At 60.6% G+C, this 25,679-nt stretch carries 23 protein-coding genes, 1 pseudogene and 1 riboswitch; of the genes and pseudogenes, 10 read left to right on the forward strand and 14 right to left on the reverse strand.

Translation table 11 applies throughout. From position 1 onward, the window contains the following. Positions 1–29: 29 nt before the first annotated feature. The 6 genes from AC11W3_RS22305 (at position 30) to cysS (ending at position 7,146) form a co-directional block, all read left to right on the forward strand. Positions 30–719 carry a GntR family transcriptional regulator gene (locus AC11W3_RS22305; RefSeq protein ID WP_484089138.1) on the forward strand — a complete coding sequence of 230 codons (690 nt, stop codon included), beginning with the start codon at positions 30–32 and terminating at the stop codon, positions 717–719. A 372-nt stretch (positions 720–1,091) separates the two neighbouring features. Continuing rightward, complete coding sequence (gene selA / locus AC11W3_RS22310; RefSeq protein ID WP_484093866.1) at positions 1,092–2,480, forward strand: L-seryl-tRNA(Sec) selenium transferase; 1,389 nt, start codon at positions 1,092–1,094, stop codon at positions 2,478–2,480. Between the two features lie 211 nt (positions 2,481–2,691). Then, positions 2,692–3,381: a 2-C-methyl-D-erythritol 4-phosphate cytidylyltransferase gene (gene ispD / locus AC11W3_RS22315; protein ID WP_484089140.1), complete on the forward strand. Its 690-nt coding sequence runs from the start codon at positions 2,692–2,694 to the stop codon at positions 3,379–3,381. A gap of 13 nt (positions 3,382–3,394) precedes the next feature. Next, positions 3,395–3,871: a 2-C-methyl-D-erythritol 2,4-cyclodiphosphate synthase gene (gene ispF / locus AC11W3_RS22320; protein WP_484089141.1), complete on the forward strand. Its 477-nt coding sequence runs from the start codon at positions 3,395–3,397 to the stop codon at positions 3,869–3,871. Positions 3,872–3,918: 47 nt separating this feature from the next. Next, positions 3,919–5,601 (forward strand): glutamine--tRNA ligase/YqeY domain fusion protein, encoded by a 1,683-nt coding sequence (locus tag AC11W3_RS22325; RefSeq protein ID WP_484089142.1) that lies wholly within the window; start codon positions 3,919–3,921, stop codon positions 5,599–5,601. A gap of 99 nt (positions 5,602–5,700) precedes the next feature. Beyond that, complete coding sequence (cysS, locus tag AC11W3_RS22330) at positions 5,701–7,146, forward strand: cysteine--tRNA ligase (RefSeq protein WP_484093867.1); 1,446 nt, start codon at positions 5,701–5,703, stop codon at positions 7,144–7,146. Between the two features lie 95 nt (positions 7,147–7,241). Here cysS and AC11W3_RS22335 read toward each other — a convergent pair whose 3' ends face one another. Next, positions 7,242–7,427 (reverse strand): ribbon-helix-helix protein, CopG family, encoded by a 186-nt coding sequence (locus AC11W3_RS22335; protein WP_484089144.1) that lies wholly within the window; start codon positions 7,425–7,427, stop codon positions 7,242–7,244. A gap of 255 nt (positions 7,428–7,682) precedes the next feature. Then, positions 7,683–9,968, reverse strand: coding sequence for a sigma 54-interacting transcriptional regulator (locus AC11W3_RS22340; protein WP_484089145.1), 2,286 nt, complete (start codon positions 9,966–9,968; stop codon positions 7,683–7,685). Positions 9,969–10,330: 362 nt separating this feature from the next. On the opposite strand from AC11W3_RS22340, the gene AC11W3_RS22345 reads away from it, so the two are divergent. Continuing rightward, entirely contained in the window at positions 10,331–10,534 is a 204-nt protein-coding gene (locus tag AC11W3_RS22345; RefSeq protein WP_484089146.1) for a hypothetical protein, read from the forward strand. Between the two features lies 1 nt (position 10,535). Then, positions 10,536–11,978 (forward strand): transglutaminase-like domain-containing protein, encoded by a 1,443-nt coding sequence (locus tag AC11W3_RS22350; protein WP_484089147.1) that lies wholly within the window; start codon positions 10,536–10,538, stop codon positions 11,976–11,978. A gap of 1,136 nt (positions 11,979–13,114) precedes the next feature. Here the strand turns inward: AC11W3_RS22350 and AC11W3_RS22355 are convergent. From AC11W3_RS22355 to yihA, 11 genes and pseudogenes are all read right to left on the reverse strand, one after another. Further along, the gene (locus AC11W3_RS22355; RefSeq protein ID WP_484089148.1) at positions 13,115–13,954 is read right to left on the reverse strand and encodes an energy-coupling factor ABC transporter ATP-binding protein; all 840 of its coding nucleotides are present in this window, start codon (positions 13,952–13,954) and stop codon (positions 13,115–13,117) included. Positions 13,955–14,006: 52 nt separating this feature from the next. Next, a complete protein-coding gene (cbiQ, locus tag AC11W3_RS22360; RefSeq protein ID WP_484089149.1) occupies positions 14,007–14,765 on the reverse strand; it encodes a cobalt ECF transporter T component CbiQ in 759 nt (252 codons plus the stop codon). Positions 14,766–14,775: 10 nt separating this feature from the next. Continuing rightward, a pseudogene (locus AC11W3_RS22365) lies at positions 14,776–14,967 on the reverse strand (cobalt ABC transporter permease); the annotation flags it as partial. A gap of 82 nt (positions 14,968–15,049) precedes the next feature. Further along, positions 15,050–15,796, reverse strand: coding sequence for an energy-coupling factor ABC transporter permease (locus AC11W3_RS22370; RefSeq protein ID WP_484089150.1), 747 nt, complete (start codon positions 15,794–15,796; stop codon positions 15,050–15,052). Further along, positions 15,796–17,103: a phosphomethylpyrimidine synthase ThiC gene (gene thiC / locus AC11W3_RS22375; RefSeq protein WP_484089151.1), complete on the reverse strand. Its 1,308-nt coding sequence runs from the start codon at positions 17,101–17,103 to the stop codon at positions 15,796–15,798. The genes AC11W3_RS22370 and thiC overlap by 1 nt, the downstream gene beginning before the upstream one ends. Further along, entirely contained in the window at positions 17,100–18,554 is a 1,455-nt protein-coding gene (locus tag AC11W3_RS22380; protein ID WP_484089152.1) for a cobyrinic acid a,c-diamide synthase CobB, read from the reverse strand. The genes thiC and AC11W3_RS22380 overlap by 4 nt, the downstream gene beginning before the upstream one ends. A gap of 16 nt (positions 18,555–18,570) precedes the next feature. After that, positions 18,571–19,167, reverse strand: coding sequence for a histidine phosphatase family protein (locus AC11W3_RS22385; protein ID WP_484089153.1), 597 nt, complete (start codon positions 19,165–19,167; stop codon positions 18,571–18,573). A gap of 9 nt (positions 19,168–19,176) precedes the next feature. Continuing rightward, positions 19,177–19,932, reverse strand: a complete 756-nt coding sequence (gene cobS, locus AC11W3_RS22390) for an adenosylcobinamide-GDP ribazoletransferase (protein ID WP_484089154.1) — start codon at positions 19,930–19,932, stop codon at positions 19,177–19,179. Between the two features lie 17 nt (positions 19,933–19,949). Then, a complete protein-coding gene (gene cobT / locus AC11W3_RS22395) occupies positions 19,950–21,002 on the reverse strand; it encodes a nicotinate-nucleotide--dimethylbenzimidazole phosphoribosyltransferase (protein ID WP_484093868.1) in 1,053 nt (350 codons plus the stop codon). A 78-nt stretch (positions 21,003–21,080) separates the two neighbouring features. Then, positions 21,081–21,605 carry a bifunctional adenosylcobinamide kinase/adenosylcobinamide-phosphate guanylyltransferase gene (cobU, locus tag AC11W3_RS22400; protein ID WP_484089156.1) on the reverse strand — a complete coding sequence of 175 codons (525 nt, stop codon included), beginning with the start codon at positions 21,603–21,605 and terminating at the stop codon, positions 21,081–21,083. 85 nt (positions 21,606–21,690) lie between these two features. Beyond that, a riboswitch (cobalamin riboswitch) is annotated at positions 21,691–21,870 on the reverse strand. A 325-nt stretch (positions 21,871–22,195) separates the two neighbouring features. Next, positions 22,196–22,816, reverse strand: coding sequence for a ribosome biogenesis GTP-binding protein YihA/YsxC (gene yihA, locus AC11W3_RS22405; RefSeq protein ID WP_484089157.1), 621 nt, complete (start codon positions 22,814–22,816; stop codon positions 22,196–22,198). A gap of 188 nt (positions 22,817–23,004) precedes the next feature. Here yihA and AC11W3_RS22410 point away from each other — a divergent pair, with 188 nt between their 5' ends. Beyond that, positions 23,005–23,856, forward strand: coding sequence for an HDOD domain-containing protein (locus AC11W3_RS22410; RefSeq protein ID WP_484089229.1), 852 nt, complete (start codon positions 23,005–23,007; stop codon positions 23,854–23,856). Here AC11W3_RS22410 and AC11W3_RS22415 read toward each other — a convergent pair. Further along, positions 23,846–24,052 (reverse strand): hypothetical protein, encoded by a 207-nt coding sequence (locus AC11W3_RS22415; RefSeq protein ID WP_484089158.1) that lies wholly within the window; start codon positions 24,050–24,052, stop codon positions 23,846–23,848. The two genes, AC11W3_RS22410 and AC11W3_RS22415, sit on opposite strands and share 11 nt — an antisense overlap. Before the next feature lie 200 nt (positions 24,053–24,252). On the opposite strand from AC11W3_RS22415, the gene AC11W3_RS22420 reads away from it, so the two are divergent. Then, on the forward strand, positions 24,253–25,671 hold the full coding sequence (locus tag AC11W3_RS22420) for a sensor histidine kinase (RefSeq protein ID WP_484089159.1): 1,419 nt from the start codon (positions 24,253–24,255) through the stop codon (positions 25,669–25,671). Positions 25,672–25,679: the final 8 nt, after the last annotated feature.

Genomic DNA, 25,679 nt, shown 5'->3' on the forward strand with positions numbered 1-25,679 from the left:
CAATGTTGCGGCATCACGGGGGGAGCTGCATGAAGAGGAGTGTTGAGAAGCATTTAACCCTTAGGGAACGGATACTTGAAACCATCCGCGACGCCATCATGTCAGGCGCCCTCAAGCCCGGGGAAAAGGTCGCGGAGCCGGAACTTGCCGCCCGCTTCGGCATCAGTCGCACCCCCATCAGGGAGGCTTTCCGCCAGCTTGAGTCCGAGGGCTACCTCTCGGTGGTTCCGCGCAAGGGCGCGCTGGTGGCCTCCTTTTCCGCGAAGGACGTGGAGGAATTCTACGCCATCAAGAGCATTCTGGAAGGCTACGCCGCCCGCAAGGCCTGTGCCCTTCTCACCACCCGGGAAATCAACAAGCTGGAAGGGATCAACGAGAAGCTCCGGGAGATCGCCAATGAGGGCGATGTGAGGCACTTCTTCAAGGTCCACAACAGCTTTCACGATCTCTTCATCAGGGGGGCCGGCAACGAGAAACTGCACGACATGATCGCCGCCCTGCTGAAGAAATTCCAGCGACTGCGACTGGCCTCACTGAGCAAGCCGGGGAGAATGTTGATCTCGGTGGAAGAGCACGAAAAAATCATCGAGGCCTTCCGCAAGAGGGATGCAAACCTGGCCGAGATGCTGGTGCAAAAGAACGCCGAATACGGCGGCAAGGTTCTCATTGAAGAAGACCGTGCCGCAGAATCTTCAGCCTGCCCGCAGATGGACCTGTAGCCGCTGATCCGCACCAGCCTGTCGCCCCCTTGCTGGCGGCAGGAGTGCGGCCGGTGCCGCTTCGCCCTTCCCCTTCAGATTCCCTCTTCCTGCTTAAATCAATGACTTCGTGCTGAGCCTGTCGAAGCACCCGTAGCCGTAGCGAGGTGTCGTAAGAGCCGTTCGTGCCGAGTTTGACGAAGCACCTTGACCCGTTCGTGCTGAGCCCGTCGAAGCACCTGACCCGTTCGTGCTGAGCCTGTCGAAGCACGCAATTCCCCGCCCGGCGGCGCTCACCGGGCGTTGCAAACATCGGCTGGACCCCGTTTTTCTTTGCTTCAAAGGGCGCTTTGCGCTAAATTACCTCTGCCATCTTAATGTGAAGGAGGGGCCATGCAGCAGCTGAAGATGATCCCGAAAGTCGACCGGGTTTTCGAGTGGGAAGGGGTGCGGGAACTCTCTTCGGAATATCCGAGGCCCCTGCTGCTGAAGGCCGTCCGTTCCGTGCTCGACAGGCTGCGCGAAGCCGCCCGCTGCGGCACCCTCGAAGAGGCCGCCTTTGCCGAAGCCACTATCTGCCGGCAGGTGGCGGCCGAACTTGCCTCCCTTACTGCTCCCAGCCTGAAAAGGGTCATCAACGGCTCAGGCGTGGTCATCCACACCAATCTCGGGCGCTCCATCCTGCCCGAAGCCGCCAGGACCGCCCTCGACAATATCGCTTTCTGCTATTCCAATCTCGAATTCGATCTCGAGGCCGGTGTCCGCGGCAGCCGCTACAGCCATGTCGAATCGCTTCTTTGCGAGCTGACGGGAGCCGAGGCGGGGATCGTGGTCAACAACAACGCTGCGGCGGTCCTCCTCGCTCTCAGTGCTATGGCGGCCGGACGCGAGGCAGTGGTCTCCCGCGGAGAACTGGTCGAGATCGGCGGTTCCTTCCGGATACCGGACGTGATGCGGCTCTCGGGCGTGACGCTGAAGGAAGTCGGAACCACCAACAGGACCCATCCCAAGGATTACACCTCCGCCGTCACCCCAGACACCGCACTCTTTCTCAAGGTCCACTGCAGCAACTTCGCCGTGGTCGGCTTCACCTCGGAAGTCACCGCCTCCGAACTGGTTACCCTCGGGGCCGAGGCGGGGGTAGCGGTGCTGGCCGACATGGGGAGCGGCAACCTGGTCGACCTCTCCGGGAGACTCCCCTGCAGCGAACCGACCGTGCAGGAATTCGTCCAGGCCGGGGTCGATGTGATAACCTTCAGCGGCGACAAGCTGTTAGGCGGCCCCCAGGCCGGGCTGATCGTGGGGAAGAAGGCCTTTATCGAGCCGATGAAGAAACACCCCCTGCTCAGGGCCCTCAGGATGGACAAGCTCACCCTGGCGACGCTGGAGGCGACCCTGGGGCTTTATCGGGACGAGAGGATCGCCCTCTCCGAGGTGCCGACCCTGAGGATGCTGACCGCCCAGTACGAGGAGCTGGCCGCGCGGGCCAAGCGGATGGTCCGGCAGTTGCGCCGCCAGGTTCCGAAGGAGGTCTCCCTCTCCTTTTCCGAGGGCGTCTCCCAGGCCGGTGGCGGGACGCTTCCGCTTCTCAACCTCCCGACCCTGCTGATCGAGGTTACCATCTCCGGCCTCTCGCCCAACGAGGTGGAAGCGAGGCTGAGAAGGCACGAAGTGCCGGTCATCGGGAGGATCTCGAAGGGGGCCTTCCTCCTCGACCCCCGCACCCTGCTCGATCAGGATCTGCCTGACCTGGCCGCCGCACTGAGGGGAGTGGCCAGCTAACCCTCGACTTACCGGTTTTACCTCTTGCCGCTCCTTTGCCTAAAGCTGTAGGATTTATTAACGGAAGCGTTGCCCTTCCTAATGGGGGGTGACGAGCAGAGGCGGGACCAGCACCGCCGACGTTAGTTTTTACTGGTTTTTTCCTGCCACCACTGTATAATTCCCCGATTTTGGCAGACGCCACTCGGCGGAAAGCTTCATGAGGACATCATTGAAAAAGATCTTCGCACTCGTCGCGGCCGCCGGCATGGGCAAGAGGATGGGAGCCGGGATGAACAAGCAGTACCTTCTCCTGGAGGGAATGCCGATCCTGGCCCATACGCTGCGGGTTTTCCAAGAGGCGCCTTTCATCGACGGCGTCTACGTCGTCTCCCCGGAGGAAGAGATCCCCTTTTGCCGAAGCGAGGTCGTTGATCGCTACGGCTTCTCCAAGGTACGCGCCATCGTGGCCGGGGGCGCTGAGCGCCAGCACTCGGTCATGAACGGATTGAAGGCGATGGAGGGGGTCGAGGATGACGACCTGGTGCTGATTCATGACGGGGTGCGCCCCTTCGTGCCGTCCGAGGTTCTGGAGCGTGCCGCGGCCACCGCGGCTGAGTTCGGAGGCGCTCTCGTGGCAGTTCCTTGCAAGGACACCGTCAAGATCGTCCGGGACGGCATCGTAACGGAGACTCCCCCGCGTGAGCACCTCTGGCTGGCCCAGACGCCGCAGGCCTTTCGCTACGGCCTGATCAAAGAGGCCTACCAATCGGCGGCGGCTGAAGGGTTCCTGGGCACCGACGACGCTTCCCTGATGGAGCGACAGGGTTGGCAGGTGCGCGTGGTCATGGGAGACTACAGGAATATCAAGATAACCACCCCTGAGGACATGGCGCTGGCCGCCGCCTTCATGAAGGGGTAGGAAAGGAAGTTTCATGCGGATTGGAAACGGATATGACGTACACAGGCTGGTCGAGGGGAGGAAACTGATCCTCGGGGGAGTGGAAATCCCCTACAGCAAAGGGCTCCTCGGCCATTCCGACGCCGACGTGCTGCTGCACGCCCTCTCGGACGCCATCCTCGGCGCCATCGGGGAAGGAGATATCGGGCGCCACTTTCCCGATACCGACCCCAAATACAAGGGCGCGGACAGCATCAGGCTGCTCGAGCACGTCATGGACCTGGCCGACGGCAAGGGATACCGCATCGCCAACGTCGACACCACCATCGTGGCCCAGCGTCCGAAGCTCGCCCCCTACATCCAAATGATGAGGGCGAACATCGCCAGGGCACTGTCGACCGAAGAGGACCGGGTCAACGTCAAGGCCACCACCACCGAAGAACTGGGCTTCGCCGGCCGCGGGGAAGGTATCGCCTCCTACGCCGTGGCCCTTTTAGAGAAGAAAAGCTAACCTAAATTACGGAGGGGCACAGCTCCCTCCGCATGGGAAGAGACGATATGAGCGAGATTCCGCTGCCCGAAAAGGCAAACAACTTCATCAGGAACATCGTCACCGAGGATCTCAAAAGCGGCAAGCACAAGAGCGTGGTTACCCGGTTCCCGCCGGAGCCTAACGGCTACCTGCACATCGGGCACGCCAAGTCGATCTGCCTGAACTTCGGACTGGCCAGGGATTTCGGCGGACGTTGCCACCTGCGCTTCGATGACACCAACCCCGCCAAGGAAGAGGTCGAGTACGAGGACTCCATCAGGGAGAGCGTCAGGTGGCTCGGCTTTGACTGGGGCCAGCACATGTACTACGCCTCGGACTACTTCGAGGAGCTCTACCGCCACGCCCTGCGGCTGATCGAGACGGGGCTCGCCTACGTGGACAGCCTCTCCGCCGAAGAGATGAGGAGCTACCGCGGCACCTTGAACGAGCCGGGGAAGGAGAGCCCGTACAGGAGCCGGTCGGTCCAGGAGAACCTGGAGCTCTTCCGCGGCATGCGGGAAGGGAAGTACGAGGACGGCGCCCACGTGCTGCGGGCAAAGATCGACATGGCCTCCCCCAACATCAACCTGCGCGACCCGGTCATCTACCGGATCAAGAAGGTCGAGCATCACCGCACCGGCGAGACCTGGTGCATCTATCCGATGTACGATTACGCCCACTGCGTCTCGGACTCCATCGAGGGGATCACCCACTCCATCTGCACCCTCGAGTTCGAAGACCACCGCCCCCTCTACGACTGGGTGCTGGACGTGCTCAAGGTCCCCTGCCACCCGCAGCAGATCGAGTTTGCCCGCCTGAACCTGAGCTACACGGTGATGAGCAAACGGAAGCTCCTGGAACTGGTGCAGGAAGGGCTGGTCGACGGCTGGGACGACCCGAGGATGCCGACCCTGGTGGGGCTGAAGCGCCGCGGCTATACGCCTGAATCGATCAGGAACTTCTGCGAAACCATCGGCGTGGGCAAGAGCGACAGCATCATTGACATGAGCATCCTGGAAGAGGCCGTCCGCGAGGACCTCAACGTCCGGGCTCCGCGCGCCATGTCCGTGCTGCGACCGCTCAAGCTGGTGATAGAGGATTATCCCGAAGGAGAGAGCGAGGAATTCGAGGCGGCGAACCACCCGAACGACCCCGCCATGGGGAGCCGGAAGGTTCCGTTCTCCAGGACGGTGTACATCGAACGGGACGATTTCCAGGAAGAGCCGGCCAAAGGCTTCTTCCGGCTGGCGCCCGGGCGGGAAGTGCGGCTCAGGTACGCCTACATCGTGCGCTGCGAATCCGTGGTCAAGGATGACGAGGGCGAGATCATCGAGGTCCGCTGCAGCCACGACCCGGGCTCCCGGGGGGGGACCGCGCCCGACGGCAGGAAGATCAAGGGGACCATCCACTGGGTCAGCGCCGGGCACGCGCTCGAGGCCGAGGTACGTCTCTACGACCGGCTGTTCAGCACGCCGAACCCCGGCGGGAAGAACGAGCCCGACTACCGCACCTCCATCAACCCGAACTCGGTCGAGGTGCTCAAGGGTTGCAAGCTGGAGCCTTCACTCAAGGAGGCGCCCCTCGAAAGCCGCTACCAGTTCGAAAGGCTGGGGTATTTCTGCCTCGACTCCAAGCACTCCAGCCCCGAAGCCCTGGTCTTCAACCGGACCTCCACCTTGCGCGATTCGTGGAGCCAGGAGAAACGCTAAAACCGTGAAGGGTGAAGGGTGAAAGGTAACACCTGAGCCTGGGCCTTCGATGCCTCCTTTCACCTTTCACTTTTCACCTTTCACTTTAAGAGGAGTTCCATGCCCTTACGCGTCTACAACACCCTTTCCGGCACCAAGGAAGAGTTCGTACCGATGACCCCCGGCAAGGTCGGGATGTATGTCTGCGGCGTCACCGTCTACGACCACTGCCACATCGGCCACGCCCGCGCCAACGTGGTTTTCGACATGATCTACCGCCACCTCCAGGCTAAGGGCTTCGAGGTCACCTACGTCCGCAACTACACGGACATCGACGACAAGATCATCAACCGCGCCAACCGCGACGGGGTGGCCTTTAACGAAATATCCGAGCGCTTCATAAAGGAATTCGACCTGGACATGGCGCGGCTCATGCTGCAGCTGCCGACCTTCCAGCCCAAGGCGACGGAGCACATCCCCGAGATCATCGCCCTGGTGGAGAAGTTGATCGAGAAAGGGTGCGCCTACCAATCCGGTAACGACGTCTTCTTCTGCGTGGAAAAGTTCGATGCCTACCTGCAGCTGTCCAAAAGGAACCTCGAGGACATGCAGGCCGGGGCCCGCATCGAGGTTGACGAGCGCAAGAGACATCCGATGGATTTCGCCCTCTGGAAGGGAGCAAAGCCGGGCGAGCCTTACTGGGAGTCTCCCTGGGGGCAGGGGCGGCCCGGGTGGCACATCGAATGCTCGGCCATGAGCATGAAATACCTGGGCGAGACCTTCGACATCCACGGCGGCGGCAAGGACCTGATCTTCCCGCACCACGAGAACGAGATCGCCCAGGCCGAGGCGGCCACCGGGAAACCGTTCGTGAAGTACTGGCTCCACAACGGCTTCGTGAACATCAACGCGGAAAAGATGTCCAAGTCGCTGGGGAACTTCTTCACCATCAAAGAGGTGCTCGATCGCTACGACGCCGAGGTGCTGCGCTTCTTCCTCCTCTCCGCCCACTACCGCTCCCCGATCGACTTCTCGGACCAGAACCTGAAGGAAGCTGAACTCGGGCTGGAGAGGATCTACAAGGCGCTGGCGGGTATCGATGAGAGGCTGGAGGCCGGCGCAGAGGAGCCAGCGCCTTCGGAGGAGAGCGCCGAGCTGGAGGAGAAGTGCGCCGCCATAGCAGCACGCTTCGAAGAGGCAATGGATGACGACTTCAACACCGCCATGGCCCTCGGCCACCTCTTCGACCTGGTGCGCAGCATCAACAAGGCGCTCCCGCTGGCACAGAGCGGGCTTCTCAAGCGGGTGAAGGAGGAGGTCGCCGCCATCGCGAAGGTGCTGGGAATCTGCGACTCGCAGCCTGCCTCCTTCCTGCAGCGGATCAACGACCGCAAGAGTTCGGCCATGAACATTTCGGCGGAAGAGGTCGAGGCGCTGATAGCGGAGCGCGCTGAGGCCAGGAAGGCGAAAAACTTCAAGAGGAGCGACGAGATCCGCGACGAGCTGACGCAGAAGAACATCGAGCTCTTCGACAGCGCCCAAGGGACCACCTGGAAGGTCAGGTAACGCGCCCCGCGCCCGCTGTGGCGGCCACAGGGCAAAAAAAAGGCCGCGCGATGCGGCCTGTTTTTTTACATCATATCGGCAATCGGGAAGGCGGCTTAGGCCGCCTTCTGGTCAAGATCGGCACCGCAGGCGCGAAGCTTCACCAGTTCCATCGCTTCTCTCATGATGTCGGATACGCTCTTCTTCGTCGTGTCCATTATCTGCTCGAGCGTCTCACGCTCGGCGTCGCTGATCCTCATCGAAATTACGTTATACCTCGGGTTTTCCCTCATTCTTCCCATTTTAATCACTCCTTCGTTTATTTAGCAGGTTGGTTGGTGGTCACTTCTTGACCTACATATTGCCATATACGTGCCAACCGCGAAATAAACGAAACCTGAAGCATAAGTTGCTGTAATTCCAGCCTATTAATATCAGCTTATTAAAGCATTGTTATATTATACCGTATACAAAGTGAGTCACTTTTGGCACAAATCCCGAAAGTGTGTCTCAATGTATCATTTTGACCACCCCGGGAGTTCCAGATTGGGTGGCGATCACTCATCGTCGTCCTCGCGAGCCCGTATTGTGCGCCCTTTCAGGCCATGTTTGTCCAAAAGCCGGTAGAAGGAGCGTCTGGGGATGTTGGCGAGGTGTGCCGCTTTTGACACATTGCCTCCCGCGTCGGCAAGATAGCGCTGAATCAGCTTCTTTTCCACCCTCAGCACGTGCGGCTCGCGTTCCTTTTTGAAGGAGCGCAGGTCGATGACGTCATCCGCCTCCTCGGCGTAGCTCTCGGCGAAGGCAAGGGGAAGGTTCCCGAGCTTGACGATCTCGTCGTGAGTGAGTACGGCGGCGCGTTCGATGACGTTCTGCATCTCGCGGATGTTGCCGGGCCACGGGTATTTCACCATGGCGTTGATGGCCCGCTCCTCGATGCCGACGATGTTCTTGTTCAGCTTGTTGCGCGCCTTCTCCAGGAAGTAGTGGGCCAGCTGCGGGATGGACGCGACCCGCGTCCTGAGGGGGGGCATGGTGATCGAGAAGACGTTCAGCCGGTAGTAGAGGTCCTCGCGGAACCAGCCGTCGCGCACACCCTCCTCGAGCGGCTTGTTGGTGGCGGCGATCAGCCTGACGTCGACTCTTTTCGAAGCGGTCCCGCCGACGGGTCGGACCTCCCCCATGTCCAGCACGCGCAAAAGCTCGGCCTGCAGCTTCGGGGTGATGTCACCGATCTCGTCCAGGAAGATGGTGCCGCCGTCGGCGGCCTCGAAGAGACCCTTTTTGTCGGCCAGGGCCCCGGTAAAAGAGCCCTTCTTGTGACCGAAGAGCTCGCTTTCCAGGAGCGAGTCGGTGAGGGTGGTGCAGTTCACCGTGACCAGCGGCTTGTCATTTCTCTTGCTGTAGCGATGGATGCCGCGCGCCGCCAGCTCCTTGCCCGTTCCGGATTCGCCCCTTATCAGCACCGTCGTCGGCGTCGGGCCTACCTGTTTGATCTGGTCCAGGGCCTCCAGTGTCTCGCTGTCGGTCCCCACGATGAACTCGTCGCCGTACTCGCGGTCCAGCTCCCTCTTGGCCAACTCATATTTCTGGATCAGCCGGCCACGCTCCTCCTCCAGCTGCTGCAGGTTGTGCGGCAGGCACATCTCCAGGTCGGCCAGCCCCTGGAAGACCGCCACCGCATATTCGCGGCAGGTCCGGTAACCGCAGGTACGGCAGTTAAGCTCGTCCTTCTGGGTGAACTTGTTGGTAGCCTGCAGGATCTTTTTGACCTCCCCCCCTTTGGGGGTGGGGAGCTTGGCATATTTCTCGGAGAAGGACCGGCTGAGGTTGATCTGGGGGTGCTCCTGCAGATAGACCGGCTTGGTCCGGTAAGGAGCCTTCTTCCTGAAGTGAGAAATCACCAGGTTACGCCTGGAGAACTCGGTGAGCGCCTGGTTGCGGCAGGGACCGCCGATGCAGCCGTCATAGCAGAAACGAAGGTCAACGAGCTTCGGGCTGATCCTGCCGTGTGCCAGGTCGCGCACGATCCCCATGACGTTGACCTCGCCCTCGGCGGTGACGATCTCGGTATCGAGGGGGTCGGTCTCGATGCCGAAGGCCTGGAAGGAGCCTTGGGATAGGGAGAAGACCCGCCCGAGATGTGGTTCCTTGCCGTCGAAGGGGGCCTCCTCAAGGGCCGAAAGCTCGATCGACCGTGACTTGAAGATCGATTCGAGTTCCCGGTAGGTCAAAAGCATGTCAACCGCCCCACGGGTCTCCTCGGCCTGGACCTCGAATTTACCGGCGATACAGGAGCTTATGTAGACCACCTTGACCTGCTCCCCGAGCACCTGCTTCAGAAAGCGCCCCGTGGCCACCATGTGCGTCACCACCCCGACCAGATTGGGGATCAGCTTGGGATAGTGCCGCTCGATCAGGTCGACCACGGCAGGGCAGTGCGAGGATATCAGGGGAAGGTCGCTGTTGCGGATGGCGCGGCGGTACTCCTCGGCGATCAGTTCAACGCCCCTAGCACCCTCGTGCACCTCGGAAAAACCGAGCATCTTGAGGCCAGCGGAGAGCTGTCCCGGCGTGGCGTTATGGAAAAAGGCCGGGAAGGAGCAGCCGAGAACCGCGACGACGGGATCTCCGGAGGCAAGGAGGTTCTCGGTGACACCGACGTTGTCGGCGATAACCTTGGCATGCTGGGGGCAGGTGCTCAGGCAGTTGCCGCACCCGATGCAGCGTTCGAAGATGATTTCCGTGTAGCTTCTCTCGACCTTGATGGCCTTGACGGGGCAGCTACGAACGCACGAATAGCACTTGCGGCATTGATCGGTGATGGTAACGATGGGATACATTGGGCCTCTGGAAATGTGGGATGGCCCATGATAGCTGATCGGAGGAGAGTGTGCAAGAACTGGCACAACCCTGACGCGGTAGGTACAAAAAAAAACCCTAGCGACTAGGAGGGCAAGTCGACTAGGGGAAAGGAGGATCCTACGATCCTCCGCAACTCTTATCTCTACATCTATTGTACCTCACGCGACAAGCAGCCGCAACTGGTTATCTTCTCAGGCTTTGCCGTTGACAGCCACGCTGCGAAAGAGGACGGAGGGTTGGTCCTTAAACGCCATAAATCGGCATCTGCCGCGGTTCCGCGATTGCGCCGCCGAGGGGTGCTATGCTATAAGTTAATTAACTTTGCCAACAGGAGACTTACATGGAAAGCAGACTTACCGTTGACGAACAGACACTTGTGGCTTTATTTCGAAACCTGGATGAGTCGGGGAAAAAGGAGCTCCTTCGCCATGCGTCTAAGCAGCAGGAAGAGGCCACTGCCGGGGTTGTCCGGACGGGGCAGTGCAAGCTTGAGAGGAGCGAAGAGAGGCCTGAGATCGCTGCAGAGCCGATCTTCACTGAATAGGATGGCCGGCCGCGGGTGGATAGCAATACTTCTCGCCCTGGTCCTGTTCACCCTGCCGCTGCCGGCTTTCGCCGCCGCCATACCGAAGCTGGCCGCACCGCCTGAAGGCGAAACTTGGTTCAGCATCAACATGGGGGGCGAGAGGGTCGGGTTCGCCCACCAGAACATCGTGCGCAGCGGTGACGGTTACCGCATCGAGTCCGAATCGGGCGTGAAGATGCGCGGGATGGGGTTCTCGCGGGAAGCCTCGACCAGGGAATGGTACCTGGTCAGGCCCGACCTCACAGTGCAGTCGTTCGAGGCTGAGACGCGGATCGACGGCAGCCCGATGACGACCAGGGGCGAGGTGGTTCCCAACGGGATCAGGGTGGCTATCGAGTCCCGCAGCGGGAAGAAGGAGCGGACCCTGAAATCGAAGGGACCGGTCTATCCTCCACAGGCGCTCAACATCTATCCGCTGATGCGGGGGGCCACCGCAGGGAAGAGCTACAAAATCGCGATGCTGGACCTCGAGTCGGTAAAGGTCAAGCAGGTCAAGATCAAGGTGATCGGAGAAGAGACCCTGCCGCCGGGAACGGCGACGGTGCACCTGCAAAACGATCTCTACCCGATCGTCGACAACGATATCTGGGTTGATCTCAAGGGGAATACGGTCAAGGAAGCGGTCAGGGAGGACCTGATCGTGACCCTGGCCGAGGATGGGGCGACGGCCAAGCAGGAACTGGCGAACGACGCACTTTCCAAGAAAGATATGGTGCTCAATCTGAGCCTCGTCCCGGTGACCCCGCCCTTAGAGCGCCCGGAGCAGCTGAAAAAGCTTTCTATAGAGCTGAGCGGGATTCCGGAGGCGCTGCCGATCCTGCAGGGAAAAGGGCAGCAGGCAACGAGGCTGTCGAATGGTACCGTGGTCTTCACGATGCCCAACCCAGCCTATACGTCTGCCACGGGTGAGGCGCAGACCACGGCTGCCGATCTCGAGCCGGCGACGAGGATCCCCAGCGATTCGCCGGAGATAGTGGCGAAAAAGGATGAGATCATTGCCGGCGAAAAAGATCCGGTCAAGAAGGTGAGCCTCTTGGCAGGCTGGGTTGCCAGGGAGATCAAGGGGACGGTGACGGACAGCCAGTCCCCGCTGGAAACCCTCGCCAAGCACAACGGCAACTGCCAAAGCCATGCGCGGCTTTATGCCGCGCTCTCCCGCGCCGCCGGCATCCCCACGCGTTTCGTATCGGGTCTCGTCTACGCACCGGGCCAAGGGTTTCTTTATCACAGTTGGACCGAGAGCTATGTCGATGGCTGGATTCCGGTCGACCCGACGTTCGGGGAGGTTCCGGCCAACCCCACCCACATAAAGCTGGTCGAGGGAGATTCTCCCGACGAGATGGGGGCCCTGGCGACCTTGATAGGCAGGGTACGGGCCAAGGTCATCGACAAACTCTACTAGTACGTTGTTCAGACCATACAAAAAGAAGCGGGATGGGGCATAAGCCCATCCCGCTTTCTTTTTTCCTTACCTGTTGAGACCGCTCGGTCAAGAATAAGCCGCAGTCCCGTCCGTCGGCCCGGCGTCAATGCCGGCTACGGTCTCGGCTCCTATAGCTAGTTTTCCTGTTTCTTAGCGAGCATACCGGAGAGTATCTGGACCATAAGCATCACACCGTAGACAACGCCAAGAAATACAAAAATCTTTCCCATCTCCCATCTCCTTACCTATCTATTAATAGCCAGCTCTCACGCTGGCAGAATGTTCCCAGAGGCTGTTACTTCTTTGTGAAGACGTACTTCTTCAGAAGATAAAGCGCATAGACACCGACCGCTGCTGCATAGACAACTCCCCACCCCCAGATAAGCTTTCCCATAGTGTGCTCCTTTCCCTGATGTATTCACCAGCTTCAATCGTACGTTTGCACAGATAGTGGCAACCATACTCGTGGATCCAGCAACCTCTACCGTTACCGAGCCCCAGCCATCCCCACTAAGGGATCCATAACAACCGTCAACACTGTAGTTGGCAGGTTTCAATGAGTGGATTTATACATTTACAGCGAGTCGCTGTCAATTATATTTTAGTTTTACCAATGTAAACAAAACAATGATCATACTACTTATTAAAATATTGTCACCGCAGCATGACGATCCAGCGCGGGCATCCAGCATGATTTACGGGGCCGCTGTCGAAAGATTACCAACCCATGCACATTCTGGTCCACAATTTTGACATGTGATAATAGCGGCACAAGCAATACCAGAACTTTTACTAAAAGTTCACTCGCCCTGCCATCAGCTTCAATCATCGGACGTGGAGAAGTCAGAGACTGAAAAGGGCGGAACTAAATTATAATTACCCGGATGAAACAATGCGCACAAAACTGGAACTGGTAGTGCACCATCCTCGCTGTTACACTATGTCACACCCAACTGTTCCACAATATAACATTTACCCGTTCCAATAAGTTACAATGAACAAGATTACTACAGGGGGATGGCGTCTCGGCCGCGACTGGCGGGCAACAGGGCAAAAAGAAGGGGGGCTGCGTTTGGCAGCCCCCCTTCCTACTCAAAACAAAGGCGGATCCTGTTCTATCTTCCCATAGCCTCGACTATCTCCCTCCTGGCCTCGCCCACGGTCAGAGGGATCCTGCCAAAGGGGAGCATCTCTTCGTGCTTCAGCTTGTAGATCAGCTCGGCGATATGGGGAAGGCGCAGCTTCACATTCTGCAGCTCCTCCGGCGCAGTGAAGACCTCCTCAGGGGTCCCCCCACGGACCAGCTTCCCGCGGCTGAGGATGTGAAGCCGATGCAGGAATATGGGCACCAGGTCGACGCTGTGGGTGGCCATGACGATGGTGACTCCCTGCTCACGGTTGAGTCGGGTCAAGAGCTCCATCATCCGGTACTCGCCCATGGGATCGAGCCCTGCCGTCGGCTCGTCCATCAGGAGGATCTCGTGGCCCATGGCAAGGAGGCCGGCGATGCAGACCCTCTTCTTCTGCCCGTAGCTCAGATTGTGGATCCCCTTCATGACGAAATCCGCCATATCGACACTGGAAAGGGCGGTTTCCACCCTCCGGCGGACCTCGTCTTCGGGGCACCCCATATTGCGAGGACCGAAAGCGGTATCCTCGAAGACGTTGGTGGCAAAGAGCTGGTCGTCGGGATTCTGGAAGACGAGCCCAACCTTGCGGTAGATGTCCCGGGGGTGCAGGCGGAGCACGTTTTCTCCATCGAGGAGCACCTCGCCCCGATACCCTTTGACCAGGCCGTCCATGACCTTCAACAGCGTCGTCTTCCCGGAACCGTTCGACCCCAGTATCCCGGTGAATTCACCCCTGGCGATGCCGATGTGGATATCGGAAAGGGCGATGGTGCCGTCCGGATATTTGAAACTTTCCAGATTGACTGAGATTCTGGTCTCGCTCATGACTGTACCTGTTTTGGGGGCCCCTCGCAGAACGGGGGATCCCGATATGATGCTACATGATCCGGAAAACGGCCATGCCGCCCACGACGACGACGGCGGCAAGGACTTCCGCCCCCTTGAAAGGCTGGTTCAGCAGCATCGGCATCTGCCCATCGTATCCCCTTTGCACCATGGCGGTGGTGACGCTCTGGCTGTTGTCGAAGGCCTTGATCACCAGCACGCCTGCCAGGGTCCCGAACGAACTCAGGCCGCGCCGATAGCCGACGTAGCCGAGACGGTTCCTCTGGGCTTGATAGACCACCTGGGCCTCCTCCAGAAGGAGGAAGAGATAGCGCCAGGCGAAAAGCGCCACGTCGATCAGCACCTGCGGCACCCTGAGCCAGGACAGTGCCGCCATCAATTCGGTGAACGGGGTCGAGAAGCCGACCACAGCCACCAGGGAGACACCGCCCATGATGCGGCTCGCGATCCGTTCGCCCTCAAGGAGACCGTCGCTGTGGCCGACCAGCTCGAATCCCGCCAGATGCAGGGAAAAGATTGCCACCTTCCCCGCAAAGAAGAGCTTCAACACCAGCACGGTGGCGGCGATGAATGCCGGCTCGGAAAAACGCAGGGCGAGGGTCCTGGCGGAAACGCCCAGGGATAGGCAGAGGGCCAGGCTGAGCAGAGTCACCAGGAGGGGGAAGAATATGCCGTGGCAGCTGATGACCATCAGCAGGAGTGCCAGCGCGGCGAGCAGCTTGACCCTGGGATCGAGCTGCGTTACCGGGTGGAAGGCGGCAGGCATGTGGGTGCTTAAGTGATGATGCATCGCTCCCCCGTCAACCTCTCTTCACCAGTTCCCGCCAATAATACCCGGCAAGAAATCCGCCCGCGGCGCCGGCAGCCAGGAAAACGAAGAGGAGCAGGTCCCCTGACCCCGGGTCGATAATGGGAGGCTTGGCCGACCTGCCATGCTCCCTGGCGATCTTCTCGACAACCGCATCGTCGACGCCATCCCAGGTCTTGTGCGAGGTGGCGAAGAACTTTATGGTCAGCACCAGTGCAGGGAGGATCACCACATGCAGCAGGACAATCTTACGTATCAACTTTGAGTCAGGCATGATCCGGCAACTCCCTCTCTGTGATCACCCGCATCTTCACCAGCAGGTCCGGTCGCTTGACGGACAAGAGCTTCACCATCCCCGCCGTGATCATACCCTCAAGGATGCCGAGGGGGAGCTGGGTCGGCAGGAAAGCGAGCACGACCTTCACAAACAGCGGAAAAAAGGGGGCAGCATCCCCCCTGATTCCGGCAGCCAGTATCGCTGCAGTCGTGGCGTAGGTCGACCAATCGGTCACGACCCCTGCCATGAAAGCGGCCAGGGGAAGACCTCCTCCGGCGCGACGGACCCCTTTGAAGGCAAGCCAACCGGCAAGAGAACCGACCACCCCCATCGAGAAGGCGTTGGCCCCCAAGGTAGAAAGTCCGCCGTGGGCCAGAAAGAGCGCCTGGATCAGCAGCGAAACCGACGCTATGAGGATGCTCACCAGCGGCCCGAGGAGGATGGCGGAGATGCCGGTGCCGCAGGGGTGCGAGCAGGTCCCCGCCGTCGGCACCGGGATGGGCAGACAGGAGATGATGAAGACCACTGCCGTCATCAGCCCTACCAGGGGCTTCAGGGACAGGTCCTCCCCCGCCAGCGCGTTCAGCCGCTTCACCCCGAGTGCCACGAACGGCACCAGCACGACATACCACGTCACGGCCCAGGGAAAGGGAAGTATCCCCTCCGAAATATGCATGGCGAAGGCAGGGGTGGCACTGAAAAGGCAAAGAGCTGTAAGGGCGAGGACCCTGATCATCAGATCTTGTCCCCGCGCAGATCGCAGGCGAAGATCTTGCCGGCGCCCCGGGAGGCGCAGAAATCCCCGCACATGGTGCAGGTCTTCTCGTCCTCGGGTGTCCGGCTTGCCCGGATGGCGGCCGCGTCCCCGGGATAAAGGGCCAGCTCGAACTGACGCTGCCAATTGAGATCCCTCCGCGCCTTGCTCATCTCCTTGTCCCGCTCCCGTCCCCTCTCGGGGTACTTGTTCATGTCGCCGATGTAGGCGGCGATCTTCGCGGCCTTCACCCCGAGGCGGACATCCTCCTCGTTGGGCAGGGCCAGGTGCTCGGCCGGAGTGATGTAGCAGATGAGGTCTGCGCCGTAGCGGGACGACTGGGCCGCACCGATGGCAGCGGTGATGTGGTCGAAACCGGGGGCGACATCCGTGGAGATGGGGCCGAGCATGTAATACGGAGCACCGCCGCTCATCCTCTTCTGCAGCTTGATGTTGCCTTCAACCTCGTCCAGCGGCACGTGGCCCGGCCCCTCCACCAGCATCTGGCATCCCATATCCCGCCCTATCTCCGCGAGCTCGCAGTTGATCAGCAGCTCCTGGATCTGGGCGCGGTCGCTGGAATCGTGGATGGCGCCGGCGCGCAGGCCATTGCCCAGCGACAGGACGGTGTCGTAGCGCTTCAGGATCTCCACCACGCGGTCGAACTTCTCGTAGAGCGGGTTCTCCCTGCCGTTGGCGATCATCCAGGCAGCCATGCTCACCCCGCCCTTCGACACCAGGCCGCCGTAACGGTACCCCTGCTTCCTGAGGCGCTCCAGGGTGTAAAGGTTGATGCCGCAATGGACGGCCATGAAGGACATGCCGTCGGCGCACTGCCTCTCGATGATGTCGAAGAGCATCTCGTCATCGAGCTTGTTGGGGTCCCCGTACTTGCGGGCGGCTTCGCAGAAGGCCTGGTAAAGGGGAACGTTTCCGACCGGCAGATCGACCGCCGCGATCACCTCGCGCCTTACCCGGTCAAGGTCCCCGCCCACCGAAAGCTCCATCAGGGTGTCGGCCCCGGATTCCTGCGCGGCAAGCCCCTTACTGACCTCGCCTGCATAGTCGATGATGTCGGAGGAGGTGCCGATGGAGGCATTCACCTTGGTCCTCAGACCTTCGCCGATACCTGCCACCTTCGGATTCCTGATCCGGTTCCAGGGAATCACGATCCTCCCCTGCGCCACCTTCTCCCGAATATACTCGGCACTGTGCCCTTCGTCCGCTGCAACAATCGCCATCTGGGGAGTGACAACCCCTTCCCGTGCCAGTTCAAGCTGTGTCTTCATGCAACACTCCTTTTCATGTAAGTTCTGCAGTGTCCCACGAAGGTCTCAGCGATCCCGGGCGAGCTGCCAAAATGAAGATGTATGTAGGAACCGAGACAGTTCCTGTACCTGAAGCCTTCTCGCCCCAGGACGGTGTCCTTCCTGCTGACTGTGTAAAGGCGCTCCACCGAGGGAGGCATCTCCTCCATCTCGGAATAGTGAAACTCGTGACCGCGTGCGATGGCGCCTTTCTTTCCGATGACACTATCCTCCAGGAGGTCAACCTGGCGGTACCCCAGGGCCTTTCGGCGAGGCAACATCCGGGTGGTCACCGGGAAGATGCCGGCAAAGGGATGGATGACGCCATTTACTTCCACGCCGCGGGTAAGGTAGATAAAGCCCCCGCACTCGGCGTACACCGGCATCCCCGACTCCACCGCCGTGTGGATGCTTGATTTCATGGCCTCGTTACCGGAGAGAGTCTCGGCAAAGAGCTCGGGATAGCCGCCCGGGAGGTAGATCCCGGAGATGTTTTCCGGGATGGCGGCATCCGCAAGCGGGGAGAAGAAGCAGAGTTCCGCTCCCTGCTCGCCCAGGAGACGCAGGTTGTCTTCATAGGCGAAGCAGAAGGCGGCATCGCGGGCGACGGCGATGCGGACCGGGCCCATCCCCACCCTGTCCCTCACCTTGAAGGGGAGGGGACGTGAAAGGGAGCTGCCACTCCCGGAAGGGAGGGGACGCGTGAAGGAGCTGTCTCTCCCTGAGATCGGGCGCTGCCCCGCCGGGAGGTCGGGCTGGAGGCTTAGCAGGAGGTCGAAATCGAGCCGCTCCTCTATCACCTCGACCAGGTGCGCCAGGAACTCCTCTGAAAGGGGGTTCTCCTCCGCCGTCATCAGCCCCAGGTGACGCGACGGTATCGCGACGGCCGGATCCTTCGGCAGACACCCAAGTACGGCAATGCCGGGAAGACTGGCCGACATCGCCTCCCGCAGCAGCCGCTCGTGGTTGGCACTTCCCACGTTGTTGAAAACCACTGCGGCAATGCTGATCGCGGGGTCAAAGGAGGCGAAACCGTGGATCAGGGCAGCGGCGCTCCTCGCCTGGCTGCGGGCGTCGACCACCAGGACGACGGGTGAATCGAGAAGCTTGGCCACCTCGGCGGTGCTTCCGGCATCGGTGACTCCGTCGATCCCGTCGAACAGCCCCATCACGCCTTCGACGACGGCGATATCGGCGCCTGCGGCATGAGCCTCGAAAGTCGCCCGAACGAATCCAGGGGGGCACATCCAGCCATCGAGGTTGGTGGAAGCCGCGCCCGTCACCATGCCATGATAACCGGGGTCGATAAAGTCCGGCCCGACCTTGAAGGGCGCGACCTTGAGCCCCCGCCTCGTCAGGGCCGCCATGATGCCCAGCGTCACCGTCGTTTTTCCGGAGCCGCTATGTGGTGCCGCTATGACCATGGTCATCATGATGGATCCCGAAGATTCAGCCGTTGACCAGCTTCACGACGGTATTGCCGTCGGCGTAGTAATCGATCATGTTCATGCAGCAGTAGCTCTGCTCCACAGTGAACATGGAGGAGAGGGGTGCTCCCAGGGCATCCATGAGTATCACGCGGTTCACGCCGCCGTGGGCAATGACCAGCACTTCCTCCCCCCGATGCCTCTCGACTATCCGGCGGATTGCCGGCAGCACGCGGGCGGCGAGGTCCCCGACACTCTCCCCCCCCGGTGCCCTGAACGAAACCAGGTCCGCCAGCCGCGCGGCCCACTCCTCGGGGCGGCGCTCCTGGATCTCCGGCAGCGACATCCCCTGCCAGGCTCCGCAATGAAGCTCCCTCAGTTCCGGAACCTTCACCGGCTCGACGCCGAGATAGACCCCCAGGATCTCGCCGCCGCGGACCGTCCTCGTCAAGTCGCTGGTATAGCAGGCGCTGATCCGGTCCGGGTCAAGCCGCGGTTTAAGCTGATGGTACATCTCCACGCCACGCGGGGTCAGCGAGACGTCACCGTGGCCGTTGTATCTATAGGCCCCTTCCACCTCGCCATGCCTGATCAGATGAATCCTGGTCTTGCTTGTCATGCAACACTCCTAACGGATCAACCACCCGCCGTTGAAAAGCACCAGCAGCAACAGCAGGGAAAAAATCTCGTTCAATTCGCTCGCGCACCCTATGACGTCCCCGGTGATCCCGCCCAGGGTCCGGTGGGACCACCATTTGACGCTCCAGGTGAGGAGACAGAGGATGATCACGCAGGCGACTCCGTTATGGCCCAGGAGGAGGTAGCTCCCCGCCAGCGTCAGGATGAAGGCGGCGGCAAGCTGGAAGACGCCGGAGCCGCCGACGAAGGCGGACCCGAGGCCATTGGGGCGTGCCCTTCTCGCGCCCACGGTCATCTGCACCTGGGCGAAGCGTGCGGCCATGGGGAAGAAGAGCAGCACCTGCCGCTTGTGCTCCAGCGGCAGGGCCAGCAGAGCCTGGTACTTCAGCCCCAAAGCCAGCACCAGGGAGACGGCCCCGACCGCGCCGACCCGGGAATCCTTCATCACTTCCAGGAAGCGCTCCCGCGAACCGCGTGCAGCCAGCCCGTCGCAGACGTCGGAAAGCCCGTCGAGATGGAGGGCCCCGGTGACGACGGTGACCAGGATGACCAGCACAAGGTCGCTTACCCCCCGCGGCAGCACCGGCGAAAGGAGGAAGTCGGCCCCGGCCAGCAGCGCCCCGAGGCAGAACCCGACCAGCGGGAAAAAGGTCATCGAGCGCCCCAGGTCCTCCTCATCGCAGCGCACCGCGAACGGAAGCGGGACGATGGTGAGGAACTGGAATGCGATCAGGAATAATCTCATCTGGCGCCCCCGGGCCGCTAGCCCGCGGACACTCCGGCCTCGGCGAAGGTCGCCATCTCGTTGAGGATCTTGACACCGGCCTCGATGAGCCCCATGGCGAGGGCCGCTCCGGTTCCCTCTCCCAGTCTCAACTGCAGGTCGAGTATCGGCTTGGCCCCGATCCGCTCCAGCATCATGCGGTGGCCGATCTCCACCGAGGTGTGGGCGGCGAAGATGTAGTCCTTGACGTTCGGGTGCATCTCGGAGGCGATCAGCGCGCCTGCGGTCGAGATAAAGCCGTCGACGACGACCGGTATCCTGTTGGCGGCCGCTCCCAGGACGAGCCCGGCAATCCCGGCGATCTCCAGTCCGCCGACCTTGGCCAGGACGTCCATGGGATCCTGGGGGTTCGGGTGGTTGAGGGCGAGGCCGGCGTCGATCACCGATACCTTCCGCTCCAGTGCCTCGTCGTTGATCCCGGTGCCGCGATGGGTGACTTCGCGGACCGTGCAGCCGGCGAGGGCGGCGATGATGGCCGAGGAGGGGCTGGTGTTGCCGATCCCCATCTCGCCGGTTCCGAGGATGGAGATCCCCTCGGCCTTTGCCTCGTTAGCGAGGGCGATGCCGACTTCGACGGCGGCCGTGGCCTCCTCGGGGGTCATGGCGGCTCCCCTGGCAAAGTTGCGGGTCCCCTTGGCGACCTTGCGGATGATGAGACCGGGGGCGGGCTCGAAGTCGAAGTCGACGCCGACATCTACCACCCTGACCTCGGCGCCGACGTGGCGCGCCAGGACATTGACTCCGGCGCCGCCGCGCAGGAAGTTCAGCACCATCTGGGGCGTCACCTCCTTGGGGTAGAGCGAGACACCTTCCTCGACTATGCCGTGATCACCCGCGAAGGTGAAGATGACCTTCTTGTCAATGCTGGGAGAGAGGTTCTCGGTGATCGCCGCGAGTCTGCGGCCCATCTCCTCCAGGCGCCCCAGCGACCCGGGCGGCTTCGTCTTGTTGTCCAGCTTCGCCTGGGCCTTGGCCAGGAAATCCTCGTCCACCGGCTGGATCTTCGTCAACGCTGCCTTTAACAGTTTCATCTTCCCCCCCATCGTAATGAAATCTACCGTTCGTGCTGAACTTCACCGGGCACGCACAGCCACTGAATTATCCTGCCACTACCCTTTCAACTTGAGCGGCAGCCCGGAGATGGTCACGTACACCTCGTCCGCCTTGGCCGCTATCAGTTCGTTAGCCTCGCCCGCCAGGTCCCGAAAAGTGCGAGACAACGGATGTTCCGGCACTATCCCCATCCCCACCTCATTGCTGACTATGATGAGCGGAGTGTCGAGACCCGCGAAGCCGGCGGTGAATTTCTCTACCCGCGGCAGCACCCCGGCGGCACCGATTTCCGGGTGAAAGAGCATGTTGGTCAGCCAGAGCGTCACGCAGTCCATCAGCACGACGTTGAAGCTGCCGTCGACTCTGACCAGAGTCTGGGCGATCTCCAGCGGCTCCTCGACCGTCCGCCACTCCTCCCCGCGCCTGGCGCGATGGCGGGTGATACGCTCAGCCATCTCGGCGTCTCCCGCCTGACCGGTGGCCAGATAGCCCCGCATCGGCTGGTAGGCCTCCGCCAGTTGCTCGGCAAAGCGGCTCTTGCCGCTGCGGGCACCTCCGGTCACCAGCGTTACTTTGGACATAAAAAAACCCCCCTTCCAGTGGAAGGCGGGTCAAAAATCGAGAAAAAAAGTACGATTCTGGCTTTAGCCCCTCTACCACGGAGGTTCTTGAGCGGTCATCCAGGCAGGTTTCCTGACTCACGGGTCTACTTACTCGCCGCGCCTTCCCGATGTCTCAGTGGCGTTGTTGCGGCTTTCATAACCGTTCACAGTTGCGGGACAGCGAGGGATTCACACCCTCTTCCCTTTTAACCCCTTTCGGGGCACCCGGACGATAACTAGTTATAGTTGGAGTGTTTCTAACAGAGGGGGAGGCGAAAGTCAATCAATTCGTGGGGAAAACGGTTTATTACCGTTATCCCGGCGTTAGCAGAAAGAGTTCAGCTCGGAACATTCAGGGACTGCGTTCGGGCGGAGGAGTTGCAAAGACAGAAGCATGAACACAAAAGCGAAATCCGGTGAGGCTTAAGAGGAAAGGACGCTTCAGCGACGGAAACGCTGGAGGATAGGACGCTTCAGCAAAGGTGGCAATGAGGCATCCCCCCCCTTCACCAAAGTTGCCGGCCAAGCGTCCCCCCCTTTGGCAAAGGGGGGACAGGGGGGATTTGATTTTATTCGGGAAAAGGCGTCTCTTCACTCGAGGCGGCAGGAACCTCCAACAGTGCATCGATCCTGGCCCAGATGCCGTCCTTTCCATCCCTGGACAGTGCCGAGAAGAAGTTCAGCTCCTCCTTGGCCAACCCCAGCCGCGACATGATGATCGCGCTCTGCTTGGCCCTCTCGTTCTTCGATACCTTATCGCATTTGGTGATGACGATGATGGGCGGAATAGAAAAAGCCCGAAGCCACGCGAGCATCTGCAGGTCCTCCTCCACCGGCACCCTGCGGATGTCGAGGATCAGGACCACGCCGCGCAGATTCTTCCTTTTGGAGAGGTAGGTCTCCATCATCGGCCGCCAGTCCTTCTTCACTGCCAGAGGGACCTTGGCATAGCCGTACCCCGGGAGGTCGACCAGCATGAAGTCCTCGTTCACCTTGAAGAAGTTGATCAGCTGGGTTCTTCCGGGGGTCGAGCTGGTGCGGACCAGGTTCTTCCTGTTGACCAGCACGTTGACCAGAGATGATTTCCCGACATTGGAGCGCCCCGCGAAGGCGATCTCCGGGAGGTCGCCTTCGGGATAATGGGCGGGCCTGGTAGCGCTTTTAACAAATTCGGTGGTTTTGACGATCAATAGTGCAACCTGTACCCTTTTTTTCGGCAGTATAGCCTGCGGGGGCGACCCTTTCAATCATTAAATCGGCGCTTGCTAAAAGGCCCTCTCCTGTTATATTTTTGAATCTGCGCGGCAATCTTGCGCCAGGAAAAACCGCAAGGAAAACAAGGATGACCGTCGAAACGGAAATTACCAAAGACGCCGGGATGAACAAGGAGCTGGAAAAGGCTATCATGACTGCGGCCGACCTTCCCACCATCCCCGTGGTGGCCATGAAGGTGATGCAGCTGATCGAGAGCGAGACTGCGACGGCGGACGAGATCGCCAGAGTCGTCGCTTCCGACCCGGCCGTCGCAGCCAGGGTCCTCAAGATCTCCAACTCCTCCTTTTACGGTTGTCAAAGACAAATCCAGACACTTTCCAGCGCCATCGTGGTGTTGGGCTTCAGCACCCTCCGGAGCCTGGTGGTAGCGGCCTCCGTGAAGCAGGTCTACAAACCGTATGGCCTCCAGGAAAAGATGCTCTGGGAGCACTCCTTCGCAGCCGGCCTTGCTGCCAAGATCATCGCCCATCAGACTCGCACGGCTAATGAAGAAGAGGCCTTCCTGGCGGGGCTTTTCCACGACATCGGCAAGATCATCATGAACACCCTGGATCGTGGAAAGTTCCAGGAGGTCATGCAGCACTGCTACAACGAGGGGATGTCCTTCCGCGACGCCGAGAAGATCGTCTATCCCTTCACCCATGACGAGGTCGGGGCCTACGTCATGAAAAAATGGAACTTCCCGGAAATACTGACCAAGGTGATCCTGCAGCACCACACCCTCGAGTTCGACGAAATGGAAGACCCGGTCCTGGTCAGGCTGACCGCGGTGGCGTCGCTGGCGGACATGTTCTGCCTCAAGCTGGGGATCGGCATCAGGGAACCCCGGGAAGACATCGACCTTGCCGGATCCAAAGCAGGGCAGATACTGGGGCTCACGGAGGAGAAGGCAAACCAGCTCATGGAGACGTTCCAGAACGCCTTCGAGCAGGACAGGGCCCTTTTCACCGCGTGACCGGGAGATCCGGCTCGACCGGCTCCATCGACTCCTGCTCCCGGCTGCGCCTCCGGGCCTCGTCGGATATGCTGACGCTGTCGCCGTCGCCCGCTCTCCTTTGATTCCTCTCCCGTTTTCCCTGGCGCCCCTGCCCTCCCCCATCGGGGTGGATGACAAGGTTGCCGGGTATCCTCTCCACGGTGTAATCGCTCATAGTGATCCTCCCCCAGCTCTCACGACCTGATTTCCACAGTCAACATCTTATCAGCTACTGTCACTTGCCGAAATAGGAACCTATCTCTTCCTCTCACCCTGCAAAGGCGGCGCAGTCAGGACAATCATCTTGTCTAGCAGCGGGTGCTGTTGTATACTTGGAAGCTTAGCAGGAATTCATAGTATTATAAGGTTGCAGCAATGAGACTCAATACCAAGCTGGTCATGATCATGCTCACGATGCTGGTCATCGCCATGCTGATCCTCTTCGTCCTGAACCAGTTCAGCCAGAACGACCTGGTGCAGGAGATACAGGAAAGTTCCACGGTAGTTTCCAAGGCCATCCAGTTGAGCGTCGAGGATCTGACTTCCGAGACCGATGTCGAATCCTCCCGCCTCACCGAGTACCTGCAGCAGGCAAGGCACAAGGGGGTCAACGAGATCAACATCATCAACAACGAGGGGGAGATCATCAACTCTTCCGACCCGGCGCAGGTCGGCAAGAAGCGGGAGATCAAGAAGCTCGAGAAGGGCCTGAAGGCCTCCCGCCGCGGCACCGGCTCCGCGCCCTCCTTGAAGCCGTACGACCTGGTGGTGCCGGTGATCGTCGGGGATGAGCAGCTGGGGTACGTGCAGATCAACCTCCTGCTGGACAACATACGCGACATCCAGCACGCCAACTTCGTCAGGCGCCTGGTCGCCACCAGCCTGGTCTTTTTGGTGGGGATGTTCCTCACCATCTTTCTCGCCCGCAGGTATACTTTGCCCATTCATCGTCTGGCGACGGGGGTGAAGTACGTATCTGCGGGGGATCTGAGCGTGACCTTCCACGTGGAGAGCAGCGACGAGATCGGCGAGTTGGCGGCCAACCTCAACGAGATGGTGATCAAGCTCAAGGAACGGGAACTCCTGGAAAAACGGCTCTACGAGGCGGAGCACCTCTCCAAGGTAGGGCAGCTCGCCTCCGGGATAGCCCACGAAATCAGGAACCCGCTGAACTACATCAGCCTGGCAATTGACCACCTCAAGGGGGAGTTCCTCCCGGCCTGTCCCGAGAAGGGGAGCGAGCTCCAGGCCATCGCGGAGAACATCAAGGAAGAGGTCCGCAAGGCCAACTACATGGTGCTCAACTTCATGAATTACGGTCGGCCGCTGAAGCTGCGGCGGCAGCAGATAACCTACCCGGAGCTGATCGACAAGGCGATGCCGCTCATGCAGGACCGGCTGAACGAGCAGCGGGTCGAGGTGGTCCGGGAGATCCCGCCCGACCTGCCCCCCATGCAGGTGGACCCGGAACTGATGCGCAACTGCCTGTGCAACTTCATCACGAACGGGGCGCAGGCCATGCCGGACGGGGGGCAGATCACCCTGGGGGCAGACGTCGACCTGGAAGGAGGGATGATCAGGCTCACCTTCAGCGACCAGGGGGTGGGGATAGACCCGCAGGACCTGGACAAGGTGTTCCAGCCCTACTTCACCACCAAGGAAGCGGGGATCGGCCTGGGGCTGGCCATAACCGAAAGGATCATCAAGGAGCATGGCGGGACACTCGCGGTGGAAAGCCGCAAAGGAGAAGGGACTACCTTCACCGTCAAGCTCCCCCTTTCGAAGACAGCCTAGAATTTTTT

It is taken from the genome of Geomonas sp., from assembly GCF_056994735.1.